Raw genomic sequence first — 12,885 nt, forward strand, 5'->3', positions numbered from 1 at the left:
GTCCACCGCTTCCCCTCGTGACGCGAGGGGGCTTTTTTATGCGTATACAAGGTGTTTTGACGGCAGCTTTGCTTCTAACGGGTGCGGCCAGTGCCCAGACCAGAGGGGCACCCACCCCCCTGACGGTCATCACCCACGATTCCTTCGACGTGGACAAGAAACTGGTGGCGTCCTTCGAGACGGCGAACAACGCCAGAGTGCGCTTCGTGAAGGGCGGTGACGCCGGGGAACTGCTGAACCGCCTGATCCTGACCCGCCGCGCTCCGCTGGCCGATGTCGTATACGGCCTGGACAACAGCCTGCTGGCCCGCGCCCGCAGCGCCGACCTGTTGCAGCCGTACAAGTCGCCCGCACTGGCCAGGGTTCCCGCCGCCTATCGTCTGGACGACGCAGGTCTGCTGAACACCGTGGATTACGGTTTCGTGGCCCTCAACTATGACCGTGAGTACTTCCGGAAGGCGGGCCTGGCGCTGCCGAAATCGCTGGACGAGCTGAAGACTCCGCAGTACGCCAGATTGACTGTGGTAGCCAGTCCGGCCACCAGCAGCCCCGGCCTGGCCTTCCTGCTGGCGACGGTCAACCACTACGGCGAGGCCGGAGCGTGGCAGTGGTGGCGCGAAGCCCGTCTCAACGGTCTGAAGGTCACGCGCGGTTGGAGCGACGCCTACAACAAGGAGTTCACGCGCAACGGGGGCCGTTATCCCATCGTGCTGTCGTACGCCAGCAGCCCCGCCGCCGAGGTGTTCTACGCCGACAACTACGACGCCAGCAAGCTACCCGCACAGGCCCCCACGGGCAACCTGTTCCTTCCAGGCAGCACATGGCTGCAGCTGGAGGGGGTGGGCATCCTGAAAGGGGCCAAACAGCCTGCCCTGGCCCGCAAATTCGTGGATTTCATGCTTGACAAGGGTGTGCAGGCCGACATCCCTACCCGCATGTGGATCTACCCGGCGGTGGGCGGCACCCCCCTGGATCCCGTCTTCAAGTTCGCCACCCAGCCGGAACTGGCAGCGGTCAAACCCGGCCTGACCGCCAATCCGCAGCGTCTGGTGGATGCCTGGGTAACCCAGGTATTGCGGGCGCGGTAGCCGGTCTCACCTGAGCAGGCTTGACCCTCCTGCAACAGAGGGGGTCAAGCCTGCTCTGTCCGGTGAGAAGAAGGGCTCAGCGTTTCGTGGGGACCCGCAGGGTGATGTAGTACATCCCGAACAGGCCAACAAGCACCCAGCCCACCTGCCCGATCAACACAGGAATGCGACCCAGACTGAATCCCACCGCCACGGCGATGCAGATGCAGGCGATCCACTTGGCGCGCAGCGGCATACCCCTGCCCTCGCGGTAGTCGCGCACCAGCTGGCCCACCACCGGGCGCGACAGCAGCCACGCCTCCCAGCGCGGATCGCCACGCGCGAAACTGGCGGCGGCCAGCACGAACCACACGGTGCCTGGAAAGCCGGGCAGCACCAGCCCCACGAAACCAAGCGCGCACAGCACGAACCCCAGCGCCACCCACAGCGGCTTGACCGGGCGGGCCTGAACGTGGGCCGAGGAGGGCGAGGTAGGCGGCGGCATATGCGCCAGGGTAGTTCGTCAGGCCGTGTTTTTTCAGGGCTCTCATCACTTATGCATCCTTCACCCGTGTCTGTTTGGGGCGTAGGTCAGGAGGAGAATGGCCCGTGACCCGTCCATGACCGCCAGTGCCGCCGCCCACTTCACGCGCCACGGTCTGAGCGCCGCTGGCCTGCAGCGTGCCGGGACAGGCTTTTCCAACGAGGTCTGGCTGACCGAGACGGCTGTGCTGCGCCTTAGCCCACACGAGAACCATGCACGTGAAGCGGCTATTGCCCTGGGCGCGCTGGCAGCGGGAGTGCAGACGGCCAGACCCCTGTTCTGGGGGTCTGGCTACAGCCTGTGGCAACGGCTGCCCGGCGAGATGCCCACACCCGCCCAGCTCACCCCTACTTTCTGGAATGCCGTGCTGGATGATCTGGAACGGCTCCACACCGCACCACCCGAACCGCCCAGCCCCCGCCCATCGGAGTGGTGGGTGGGCGATGCCGGGTTGGTGGCCGCAAGTCACGCGGACTGGACGCCCGCCGAACAGGACGCACTGGAACGAATGCTCTCCACGCCCTATGGGCTGACCGCGCCCGTCTTCGTTCACGGCGACGTGTATCGCCACAACCTGTTGGCCGCCCCAGGGGGCCACTACGCCGGGCTGCTGGACTGGGGCAACGCGGGCTGGGCTACCCTGGAACACGAATGCGCCGTGCTGGATGAGGTTGAACCTGCCCTGAGGCGCTGGGCCGCACGGATCGATCCTGGGCTGCTGTGGCGGCTGCGACTGGAGTTGCTGCTGAGGGTCGTGGGGGCGGGCCGCCTTCCGCCCCAGGCGGTGCGCGAGGCCCTGGCCCGATGCGAGCAATTCCAGGGGTGACTGAGCCCGGCAATCTTTTCCCCTGAATCTGCGCTGACGCTGTAGGAACAGGATGCGCGCTGGACGAACTGATTAACCGTTTCCTTTCGGTGGGCCTCATGACGGCGCCAGGACAGAATCGTTAAACTTTGTCTCCAACACAATCCCTCGCCCTTTTCCCAATTCCCACGGAGTTGCCATGACCATGAAGTTTTTGCAAGGCGGCGCACTGCTGCTTGGCCTGACCGCGCTGCTGGCCGGCTGTAATACCCCCAATCCCACGCCGCCCTCGCCCACCTACGAGTGTCCGGTGGGCGCTGAGATCACGCCGATTTCCAGCATTCAGGGCAACGGGGCCGCCAGTCCGCTGGTGAATAAGGTGGTGACGCTACGCGGCGTGGTCACGCAGGATGCCCAGGCGGGCCTCAGCGGCTTTTTCGTGCAGGATGTGACGCCGGACAGCGATCCGCAGACCAGCGAGGGGCTGTTCGTGTACACCGCTACCAAACCCGAGACCGTCACGGTGGGGCAGGTGCTGGAGATCAGCGGCACGGTCAAGGAGTTCTCGGGGGGCACCCAGCTCGACACTGTCACCACCGTGACCTCCTGCGGGGAGACGACGCTGCCCACCCCCACGAAGCTGACCTACCCGCTGGACGCGCCGGACGCACTGGAACGTGTGGAGGGCATGCTGGTCACCGTCACCAACACCATGACCGTGACCAACACCTTTACGCTGGGCCGTTACGGCGAGCTGGGCCTGTCCAGCAACGGACGGCTGTTCAATCCCACCAACGGGAATGAGGAGAGCGGCAGCGTGGCCAAGAATGCGCTGCGGACGCTGGTGCTGGACGACGGCAGCAGCAAGCAGAACCCGGCCACCATCCCCTACCTGAACGCGGAAAAAACGCGCCGTGCCGGGGATACCGTGAGCGGCCTGGAAGGCGTGATGCACTTCGCCAACGGCAACTACAAGCTGGAACCCACCAAAGCGCCTGTCTTCGCCAACACCAACCCCCGCACCGCCGCCCCGAAGCCGGTGGGCGGCACCCTGAAGGTGGCGGGCGCGAACGTCCTGAACTACTTCACCACGCTGGGCGACGCCGGACGTGGAGCGGACAGTCAGATCGAGTTTGACCGCCAGAAGGCCAAGATCGTGGCCGAGCTGCGCGCGCTGGACGCCGACGTGATCACCCTAATGGAGATCGAGAACAACGACGAAACGGCGCTGGATGATCTGGTGGCCGCCCTGAACAGTGCCGCTGGGAAGATTGAATACGCCAGCGTGAAGACGGGGAAGGTGGGCACCGACGCGATCCGTGTTGCCATTATCTACCGGCCCGGTAAGGTGGAGCCGGTGGGCAACGCCCGCATCGACACCAACCCCGTCTTTGACATGGCCCGCCGCCCCGTCGCCCAGACCTTCCGCGATATTGCTGGGAGGGGCGTGTTCACAGTGGTCGCCAACCATTTCAAGAGCAAGGGCTGTGGAGATGCAACAGGCACTAATCTCGACACTGGTCAGGGCTGCTGGAATGCGCTGCGCGTGGACCAAGCCAAAGCTGTGCTGGCCTTCGCCGACAAGCTGAAAGTGACCGATCCCGACGTGCTGCTGATGGGTGACCTGAACTCCTACGGTGAGGAAGACCCGATCAAGGCGCTGGAGACGGGCGGCTTTGTGAGCCTCAACAAGGCGTTTATTCCGAAAGAGGACCGTTACTCCTACCAGTTCGACGGCCAGTTCGGCTATCTGGACCACGCCCTGGCCAGTGCAGCCTTGAAGGGTCAGGTCACGGGCATCACCGAGTGGCACATCAACGCCGATGAACCGATCTTCCTGGACTACAACGTGGAGTTCAAGACGCCCGCCCAGATCACTGACCTCTACGCCCCCACCCCCTACCGCAGCAGCGACCATGACCCGGTGGTGGTGGGCCTGAACCTGAATCCAGATGGAGCGGTCACTATTCCGCTAACCGTCGGTGTGACCGGACCAGCCACCGCCACCGTAAATCAGACTTACACCATCAACGTGACCACCAGCGGCTCCCCCACCACGCTGGTGGCCGACTGGGGTGACGGTGGCGGCTTCGAGCGCCTGATTCCTATTGCCCCCAGCGGCCCCCATATCCATACGTACAAGAGGGCTGGAAGCTTCGTCATCACCGTGAAGGCCGGACGCAACGGCGACCAGGAAGTGGAGACGGCGACTCTAGCCATCACCGCAAAATGATCGCCCGCGTAGCGCCGCTGACATGGAGAACTTGACTACCGCGCCACAACGTCTCGCCCAAGAACGTCTGCCCCTGAACTGAGCCGAAGCTCCTCAAATGCCCGGACTGCCACTGTGCGGTCCGGGTTTTTGCTGGCTCGCTTACACTGGCCCTCCGTATTGGAAGCTTTCGCCTGCGCCCTTTTCTGACATGCGCTAGACTTGAGGGCGTGTTTTTCTTTGCGGTGGGTGCCAGTGGCCTGTGGTCTGTGCGTCAGGTGACGGCATGAAGCTCAGTCGCCTGCCGCCCGGCTTCGGCCTGGACACGGCGGCGCAGGGACTGGCACTGCGACAGGAAGCGGTGCAGAACGTGCGCCGCGAGTGGACAGATCTGGGCTGGCGGGCGCAGGGCACCGTGACCGAGAACGGGGTGGCCTACGAGGCGTCGGTGGAACTGCTACCGCCCCCGGATCCTCAGCTGCGGGCGTCGTCGTGTACCTGTGGGCGCTACCGCTGCCGCCACGTCGCCGCACTGGTGCTGGCGACGGACCCGCCGGACGGCCCACGGCCCATGGCCACACCCGCTGCCGGGCCGCCTCAGACCGAGGAAGCCCTGGACGCCCGGACGCAGCAGTGGCTGGCCGGATTCGGTGCGCCGGGCCACAGCACGTCACGCGGGCGGCAGTTCGAGTTGCGTTACGTGCTGCGTCTGCTCCCGCCATCCAACGGCACGTCCTCGGCCCGGCGCGTGGCGCTGCGGCTGATGCGGCTCCCGGTGCGCGGCGAGGTGCCCGATCTACGCGCCGCCGAGACGTACAGCGTGCCGCGCAGCCTGTCCACGGCCCCCTCATTCGTGCGCCGCGACGCCGATCTGCTGCGGCTGCTGGAGCTGGCCACCACCCCCGCCCGTGAACCGGGGCGTTACGCCGAGGAGTTACATGCGCTTGGCGGTCACCCGGCAGGCGACCTGCTAATCGAGTCGCTGCTGGACAGCGGACGGCTGTGCTGGGACCGTCCCGAACGCCCCCTGTCGCGCGGTCCTGAACTGCGGGGCACCCTGAGCTGGACCTCCGACGAGCGCGGGGCGCAGTCGCCGTCGCTTGAAATTGCAGACGTGCCCGACGCGGTGTTGCTGCCCACCCCCAAGCCCTGGGCCGTGCAGCCCAACGCTGGCCTGATGTCGCGGGTGGTGGCCGACGCCCCACCGGAACAGACCGCCCGGTTTCTGTCCGGCCCCACGCTGCAGCCCTCCCAGGCCACGGCGCTGGCGCACGCCATCACTGCCTCGGGGCTGGGGCTGCCGATTCCGCAGACGGTCAGGGTACGCGAGGAAGCCCTGCCCTACACGCCGCAACTACACCTGATGGGCCGCGTCGCAACCGTGACGGTCCCGGACCGCTGGATGATGCGCGAGGAACAGCAGACCCTGGCGGTGGCCGAGCTGAAGCACGCTTACGGCGGCCTGCTGGTCCCGGACGCCCCGGGCAGTCTGTCCGAGACCCCCAACCCCACTGTCTACCGTGACGGCGTGCTGACCCGTATCCCGCGTGACCGCGCACAGGAGCTTCAGGCCGAGCGCGCCTTGGGCCGGGCGGGCTTTGACACGGTGGCCGCCACGTTCGACGAATACGCCTTCCCCGCCGAACTGCAGGACCTGCTGACGCTGGGGGATGAGGAATCCTGGATGGATTTCATGCGCGGCGGACGCGCGGAGCTTGAAGCCGAGGGCTTCACCCTGCACATCCATCCCGACTTTCCCCTCAACTTCGCCGAGATCAGCGACTGGTACGGCGAGGCCGACGACTCCTTCGGCGGCTGGTTCACGCTGGACCTCGGGATCGTGGTGGACGGCGAGCGGGTCAGCCTGATTCCGGTTCTGGCCGACCTGATCGCCCGCCAGCCCGAACTGTTCTCGCCCGAGGCGCTGGCCGCGCTGGAAGACGACGAGACCCTGTTCGCCGCGCTGGGCGATGGCCGCCGCGTGGCGCTGCCTGCCGGGCGCATCCGGGCCATCCTGGGCGTTCTGGTAGAACTGAACCTGCGTGATCTGCCGGCTGGTCCGCTGAGGCTGCCCCTGCTGGACGCCGCCCGACTGGCCGAGTTGGAGGGAGCTCTGAAGGCCCGCTGGGTAGGCGCAGAGCGCTTGCTGGAACTGGGGCGTAAGTTGCGCGACTTCGGGGGGGTTCAGCCGGTGGCCGCGCCCAAGGGCCTGAACGCCGAACTGCGTCCCTACCAGTTGCAGGGCCTGGCATGGTTGCAGTTCCTGCGCGAGTACGAGCTGGGCGGCATTCTGGCCGACGACATGGGGCTGGGCAAGACGGTGCAGACCCTGGCCCACCTGCTGACCGAGAAGAATGCGGGCCGCGCGGATCGGCCCAGCCTGGTCATCGCGCCCACCTCGGTAATTGGCAACTGGGAGGCGGAGGCGGAGAAATTTGCGCCGGGCCTGAAAGTGCTGACACTGCACGGCAAGGAAAGGCGCGAACTGTTCGGCGAGATCGGGGACCATGACCTGATCCTCAGCACCTACCCGCTGCTGCCACGCGACCTAGATGAGCTGCGCCAGTTTCCCTATCACCTGCTGATTCTGGATGAGGCGCAGAACATCAAGAACAACAAGACGGCGGCGGCCAAGGCGGCGGGCAGCCTGGACGCCCGGCACCGCCTGTGCCTGACCGGCACGCCGCTGGAAAACCATCTGGGCGAGCTGTGGTCCCAGTTCAATTTCCTGTCGCCGGGCCTGCTGCACGACGAGAAGACCTTCCGCGAGCTGTACCGCACCCCCATCGAGAAACGTGGGGACGCCTCGCGCCGCGCCGCGCTGGCCGCCCGCGTGCGCCCCTTCATCTTGCGCCGCGAGAAGCGTGACGTGGCCCGCGAACTGCCGCCCAAGACCGAGATCCCGGTGCGCGTGACCCTGGACGGCGATCAGCGTGACCTGTATGAAACGGTGCGCGTCACGATGGAAAGTCGCGTCCGTGAGGAGTTGCAGGCGCGTGGACTGGCCCGCAGCACCATCGCGATCCTCGACGCCCTGCTGAAGCTGCGCCAGGCGGTCACCGATCCGCGCCTGGTCAAGCTGGAGGCGGCCCGTAAAGTGCAGGGCAATGCGAAGTTCGACTGGTTGCAGGGCAACCTGCCGCAGATGATTGAGGAGGGCCGCCGGGTGCTGATCTTCAGTGGTTTTGCCACCCTGCTGGGCCATCTGGAAACGTGGCTTGAGGAACAGGGCATCCCATACTCGATGATCACCGGGCAGACCCAGGACCGGCAGTCGCAGATCGACGCCTTCCAGCGCGGCGATACGCATGTCTTTCTGATCACCCTCAAGGCCGGGGGCGTGGGGCTGAACCTCACGGCAGCCGACACCGTGATCCATTACGATCCTTGGTGGAACCCCGCCGCCGAGGACCAGGCCACGGACCGCGCCTACCGCATCGGGCAGGACAAGCCGGTGTTCGTATACAAGCTGATCGCCGCAGGCAGCGTGGAGGAGCGCATTCTGGAATTGCAGGCCCGCAAGGCCAGCTTGGCGCGCGGCATTCTGGACGGTGGCCTGAGTGAGGCAACGCAGCTCACCGCCCACGATCTGGACCGCCTGTTCGCTCCGCTGGAAAACGAGGAGGAAGAGGAGGGCGTGGAGGCGTAGGCAGGTTCCCCTCCCCCACTTCCTAGGCGCCTCGCTCCGGGACGTCGAGTGGCTGGCCTAAACGGTCGGAGTGGCTGCAACGATCTGCCTGAGCGTAAGCGAAAAACCCCTCAGCTCAATGCTGGTGGTCCATCTCCATTCCATCCATTCCCTGCGGTGCGGGCAACGGCGCGGCCCCGCGCTCTTTGAGCAGTTCGGTCATGGTCCTGATCTCGGCCCCCTGGGAGCTTTCAATCTGCCGGGCCAGCGCCTGCACTTCCGGGCGCACGTCTGTGTCCGCGTTGAGCACAGGTTTCGCCATCATCAGCGCCCCCTGATGGTGGCGGGTCATCAGTTGCAGAAAGGTGGTCTCGGCCTGTGCGGGGGGCAGGGTATTCAGCCCTTTTACCTGTTGCGGGGTTGCCATGCCCATGCTGCGGGCGTGGGCTTCCGACATCCCCGGCCCTCCCCAGGGACGCTTCCACAGGGTCAGCCAACCGTGCATCTGCCCGATCTGCTCTTGCTGAGAGAGCAGGATGTCCAGCGCTAGCGTACGGATGGCGGGATCGGTGCCCCGTTCGCGAATGCGAGTGGCCAGATCCACGGCCTGGGTGTGGTGCTGGATCATCTCACGCACGAAGCGGACCTCCGTGCTGCCCTCGGCGGGACCGCTGTCCCCTGACAGGTTCAGGCGAGGCACGAGCAATAGGGCGGCAAGAGCCACCGCCAGCAGCAGGAGGATGGACAGAAGCACCCGGCGATGCGTGTTGCTGGGCGCGTTCAGACGGGACATGGCGGGCAGTATACGGGCGCCCTCCGGTCCCGGGTGTCCCACCGTAAACTGTGGGCGATGGCGAATGAAGTCGACACCTCCCGCCTGCTGGGCGTGGACACCATCTCCGGCACGGTGATCAAGGCCTGGAACGACGCCGTGCAATCCGCCGCAGAGTACGGCCCGTCGCTGCTGCTGGCGCTGGCGCTGGCCGCGCTGTACACGCTGGTGTTCTGGGGGATCTCACGCGCCCTGCACAGCGTGGTCAGACGCATCGTACCGCCCGAGGCCCAGCCCGTGACGCACCGCATTCTGCGGCTGGTGCTGCGCCTGACCCTGTTGATGCTGGTGCTGATCTCGGCCTCGGCGCTCTTTCCTCTGCTGGCAAAGTATGGCCCGGCCATCTTCCGGGTCTACGCCCTGCTTCTGCTGCTGTACGTGGGCTGGACCCTGCTGGATTTCGTGCTGCACCGCCAGACCCGGCGCTGGGGTCTGGACGCCAGCCTGAACCTGCTGATGACAAATGTCGTGCGGGTGGTCTGGGCAACGAGCGGCATCTACCTGATCTTCCAGCAGTTCAACGTCAACCTGCTGCCCATCCTGGGCGGTCTGGGGGTGCTGGGACTGGCGGTGGGTTTTGCCGCGCAGGACATCCTTGCCAACCTGATCAGCGGCGTGACCCTGCTGCTGGACCGGCCTTTCCGGATTGGTGACTGGATTCGCGTGAAGGATCAGGAGGGCCAGGTCAGCGGCCTGACCCTGCGGACCACCCGCATCCGCACCCGCGACAACGAATTCGTGTCCATTCCCAACAAGGACGTGGCCGGTGCCGTGGTGGTCAACCTCACGGCGGGCGGTCCGCTCCGGTTGAACGTGCAGATCGGCGTGGAGTACCGCGAGCGGGTAGAGGACGTGCGCCGCATTCTGCTGGAGGTGATGGCCGCGCATCCCAGGGTCGAGAAAAGCCCGGCCCCGCTGCTGCTGGTCAGAGAACTGAGCGCGTCCAGCGTGGACGTGATCATGCGTTTCTGGGTCAGCGAGGCCAACATTGCCTCCTACCCGGTTATCTCCATGCAGATGCTGGAGGCGGCCAAGGAAGCCTTGCAGGCCAGCGGTATGAACATTCCCTTTCCGCACCTTCAGCTCCATATCGACGGGGCGAAGGGATTGGAGACGCTGTTGCCCGCCGCATTGGACCGTCCGGCCCGGCCCCAGCGTGAGGAGCATTGACCCACCCTGTTCCGCCCCACAACCGTCCCAGCTCGCGTTCTGTCTGGCGCCGCGTGCTGGGTGGCGCGGCGATCGGCGCGGCGCTGAGCACACTGGCCGCGTTCCTGGGCGAGGTCCGCGCACCCGAAGGCCTCCTGCTGTTCCTGATCATGGCCGGGGGCCTAGCCGGAGCCTTCGCCGTCAGCCGCCGCATCCTGTATCTGGGTGCTGGAGCTCTGTCGCTGCTCCTGGCGCTGTGCCTGCTGACGCCCGTGTTGCGCGTCCCCCTTGACGCCCTGACCCTGTCGCAACCCCCGCAGAAAGCCGACGCCATCGTGATTCTGGGGGGCGGCGTGCAATGCGGCACCCGGGGGCTGGAAAGCAGCAGTCAGACGCGCCTGCTGGCAGGGCTGGCCCTGTGGCGGGCCGGATATGCCCCCGTCGTTACCGTGTCCGAGCAATCGGATCTGTTCTCGTCCACCTGCCCCAAGATGAGCGCCATCGAGCGCGAGGTTATCCGGGCGCTGTACCCGCTGGGCGGGCCAGATGTCGTGACCCTCGGCAACGTCACCACCACCCGCGACGAGGCGGCCCGCGTGCGCGATCTCGCCGGAGACCGCAACTGGAAACAGATTCTTCTGGTGACCAGTCCCAGTCATTCGCGCCGCGCAACAGGCATCTTCGCCGCCCAGTTGGAAGCCGGGGGGGTCAGTGTCGTCAGCGTTCCGGCCCCCGAAACCCGTTTCGATGCCACGCTGCCGCTGCCCTCAGACCGGCTGTACGCGCTGCGAACGGTGCTGTACGAAGGGCTCTCGCGGGTCAAGCTGATTGTGGGTGGAACGCCGGAGCGGTAGAGGTTCGGGGGCGCCTCTTCTGGGTTCAGGAAAGTGAGCCTGAAAGGGTGATTCATGCCTCCAGAAAGTCCGTCACCACGCGGTTGAGCACCCACCAGCCCGCAGGCGTGGCCCGCAGGTATGCGCCGTCCAGTGCCAGCCAGCCGCGCTGCACCTGAGCGGCGATGACTTGCGCGTAGCGTGCCCGCACGTCCAGCCCACTGCGCCTTGAGAGGTCATTCAGATTCAGACCCGCCCGAAGCCGCAGCCCCATGAACAGCGCGTCGGTAACGTACTCCTCGGCATCAATGGGCTCGGGCTCGCCCTGCTCGCCAGTCAGCCAGGTGTGCAGATGGGGATTGGTGCGTCTCGATGTCAGCGTTCCCCCGGACTTCGGAGCCAGCGGGTACTGTCCCGCCGCCCCCGGCCCCAACCCCAGGTAGGTCCGGTTGTTCCAGTACGCGAGGTTGTGGCGCGATTCCTGACCGGGGCGCGCGTAGTTGCTGATCTCATAGCGGGCAAAACCGTGGGCAGTCAGCAGCGCCTCAGTGCGCTCGAAGCCCGCACGCTCGTCGTCCTCGTGTACCGTCACGCCGCGCCGGGCGAACTCGGTGCCGGGTTCGACCGTCAGGGTATACGCGCTGATGTGGTCCACGCCTAAGTCCACCAGGCCGTGAACGTCGCTGTCCAGTGGCTGCCCGGGCACGGCGGTGATCAGATCCCCGGACACCCGGAAGCCCGCGCCGATCAGAGTGGTCACGGCCTCCCGTGCCCCAGCCGCGTCGTGCTGGCGGCCCAGGAACTTCAGGGTGGCGTCGTCCAGACTCTGCACGCCCACACTGGCCCGGTCAAAACCCAGTTCTCGCCACAGCGCTGCCCTGGCCGGGCTGACCGTGCCAGGGTTGATCTCCAGCGTGTTCTCCGCTGCTCCCCAGCCCAGGTGACGGCGAACGCTGCCCACCAGCGCCCCGATCTCGGCGTCGCGCAGAAAACTGGGGGTACCGCCGCCCAGGTATACGGTGTCCAGATCGATGTCGTACTGGGAGGCCAGCCACGCCGCCTCGGCCTCCAACCGCTCCAGGTACTTCTCCACCTGCCCGCTCTTTCGCGTTAGCACATGAAAATCGCAATACGGGCAGATGCTTGGGCAGAAGGGAACGTGGACGTACAGGTGGCGCACCGTGCCATCAAGGATGGGGGCGTTCAGCGTGGGGAAAGGGGGGACAGGACGGCTCACTGCATGGAGTCTATGCGCGGGCAGAGTTCGGGACCGTGAGGCCTGGCGGCGGGGCTTGAATTGCTCAGCGTCCGTGCGGCGTGCTGTCCATCCAGTCCTCCAAGGTCCTCTGCACGGTGGCTGCCGTGGTCACCACCACCGGCACGTCCAGTGAGGCCACTGCCGAGGCCGCCGCATTCTGCCCCTTACGCTTGCCCGTCTTGAGTTCTGTGGACGCGGCCCAGGCTGGAAAAGTGCCGCCCTCGGCGTATTCCACACCGCCCGCGTCGGAGATCAGGGTTTCAGGCACCGTCACTTCCGGCCCGGAGGCCAGTGCCTGTTTGCCGATGATCAAGACGCCGCGCGGCGTCACTTCCTTCAGAGCAGCCAACAACGGGGTCAGGCCGTCGTGGACGATCAGTTCCACGGTTCCCTTGCCGTCCACAGCTGCCAGAGCGGCGGGCAGATCGGCGGCCAATTCGGCAGGCGCGGCCACCAGCCAGGGGTGCCCTCCGGCGCGGCCCTCGAAGCTGGCGTGGGCGCTGCGGTAAATGTCGGTCCAGGTGCGGGTGTGCTGCATGACGCCCAGAATAGGCGGA

At 66.2% G+C, this 12,885-nt stretch carries 10 protein-coding genes; 6 read left to right on the forward strand and 4 right to left on the reverse strand.

All coding sequences use genetic code 11. The features are described from left to right. Positions 1–38: 38 nt before the first annotated feature. Positions 39–1,088, forward strand: a complete 1,050-nt coding sequence (locus tag HNQ08_RS11250; protein WP_221284138.1) for a thiamine ABC transporter substrate-binding protein — start codon at positions 39–41, stop codon at positions 1,086–1,088. A gap of 76 nt (positions 1,089–1,164) precedes the next feature. On the opposite strand, the gene HNQ08_RS11255 is transcribed toward HNQ08_RS11250, so the two are convergent. Next, positions 1,165–1,572 carry a YbaN family protein gene (locus HNQ08_RS11255; protein ID WP_184131712.1) on the reverse strand — a complete coding sequence of 136 codons (408 nt, stop codon included), beginning with the start codon at positions 1,570–1,572 and terminating at the stop codon, positions 1,165–1,167. A gap of 97 nt (positions 1,573–1,669) precedes the next feature. On the opposite strand from HNQ08_RS11255, the gene HNQ08_RS11260 reads away from it, so the two are divergent. From HNQ08_RS11260 to HNQ08_RS11270, 3 genes are all read left to right on the forward strand, one after another. Continuing rightward, positions 1,670–2,437 carry a phosphotransferase gene (locus tag HNQ08_RS11260; protein ID WP_184131715.1) on the forward strand — a complete coding sequence of 256 codons (768 nt, stop codon included), beginning with the start codon at positions 1,670–1,672 and terminating at the stop codon, positions 2,435–2,437. A gap of 178 nt (positions 2,438–2,615) precedes the next feature. Next, positions 2,616–4,649, forward strand: a complete 2,034-nt coding sequence (locus HNQ08_RS11265) for an ExeM/NucH family extracellular endonuclease (RefSeq protein WP_184131718.1) — start codon at positions 2,616–2,618, stop codon at positions 4,647–4,649. A 265-nt stretch (positions 4,650–4,914) separates the two neighbouring features. Then, on the forward strand, positions 4,915–8,277 hold the full coding sequence (locus tag HNQ08_RS11270) for a DEAD/DEAH box helicase (protein ID WP_184131721.1): 3,363 nt from the start codon (positions 4,915–4,917) through the stop codon (positions 8,275–8,277). A 115-nt stretch (positions 8,278–8,392) separates the two neighbouring features. Here the strand turns inward: HNQ08_RS11270 and HNQ08_RS11275 are convergent, their stop codons facing one another. Next, a complete protein-coding gene (locus tag HNQ08_RS11275; RefSeq protein WP_184131724.1) occupies positions 8,393–9,049 on the reverse strand; it encodes a DUF305 domain-containing protein in 657 nt (218 codons plus the stop codon). A gap of 57 nt (positions 9,050–9,106) precedes the next feature. Between HNQ08_RS11275 and HNQ08_RS11280 the strand changes: the two genes are divergently transcribed. Beyond that, entirely contained in the window at positions 9,107–10,258 is a 1,152-nt protein-coding gene (locus HNQ08_RS11280; protein ID WP_184131727.1) for a mechanosensitive ion channel family protein, read from the forward strand. After that, positions 10,255–11,091 carry a YdcF family protein gene (locus HNQ08_RS11285; RefSeq protein WP_229789956.1) on the forward strand — a complete coding sequence of 279 codons (837 nt, stop codon included), beginning with the start codon at positions 10,255–10,257 and terminating at the stop codon, positions 11,089–11,091. Before HNQ08_RS11280 ends, HNQ08_RS11285 begins: the two co-directional genes overlap by 4 nt. A 52-nt stretch (positions 11,092–11,143) precedes the next feature. Here HNQ08_RS11285 and hemW read toward each other — a convergent pair whose 3' ends face one another. Further along, entirely contained in the window at positions 11,144–12,307 is a 1,164-nt protein-coding gene (hemW, locus tag HNQ08_RS11290; protein WP_229789954.1) for a radical SAM family heme chaperone HemW, read from the reverse strand. Between the two features lie 64 nt (positions 12,308–12,371). Continuing rightward, positions 12,372–12,866, reverse strand: coding sequence for a hypothetical protein (locus HNQ08_RS11295; RefSeq protein ID WP_184131728.1), 495 nt, complete (start codon positions 12,864–12,866; stop codon positions 12,372–12,374). Between the last annotated feature and the right edge of the window lie 19 nt (positions 12,867–12,885).

Source organism: Deinococcus humi (assembly GCF_014201875.1).
Taxonomy (GTDB): Bacteria; Deinococcota; Deinococci; order Deinococcales; family Deinococcaceae; genus Deinococcus; species Deinococcus humi.

Coding starts and splice junctions, on each gene's coding strand:
- HNQ08_RS11250 (WP_221284138.1), top strand. CDS start 39: ATGCGTATACAAGGTGTTTTGACGGCAGCTTTGCTTCTAACGGGTGCG.
- HNQ08_RS11255 (WP_184131712.1), bottom strand. CDS start 1,572: ATGCCGCCGCCTACCTCGCCCTCCTCGGCCCACGTTCAGGCCCGCCCG.
- HNQ08_RS11260 (WP_184131715.1), top strand. CDS start 1,670: ATGGCCCGTGACCCGTCCATGACCGCCAGTGCCGCCGCCCACTTCACG.
- HNQ08_RS11265 (WP_184131718.1), top strand. CDS start 2,616: ATGACCATGAAGTTTTTGCAAGGCGGCGCACTGCTGCTTGGCCTGACC.
- HNQ08_RS11270 (WP_184131721.1), top strand. CDS start 4,915: ATGAAGCTCAGTCGCCTGCCGCCCGGCTTCGGCCTGGACACGGCGGCG.
- HNQ08_RS11275 (WP_184131724.1), bottom strand. CDS start 9,049: ATGTCCCGTCTGAACGCGCCCAGCAACACGCATCGCCGGGTGCTTCTG.
- HNQ08_RS11280 (WP_184131727.1), top strand. CDS start 9,107: ATGGCGAATGAAGTCGACACCTCCCGCCTGCTGGGCGTGGACACCATC.
- HNQ08_RS11295 (WP_184131728.1), bottom strand. CDS start 12,866: ATGCAGCACACCCGCACCTGGACCGACATTTACCGCAGCGCCCACGCC.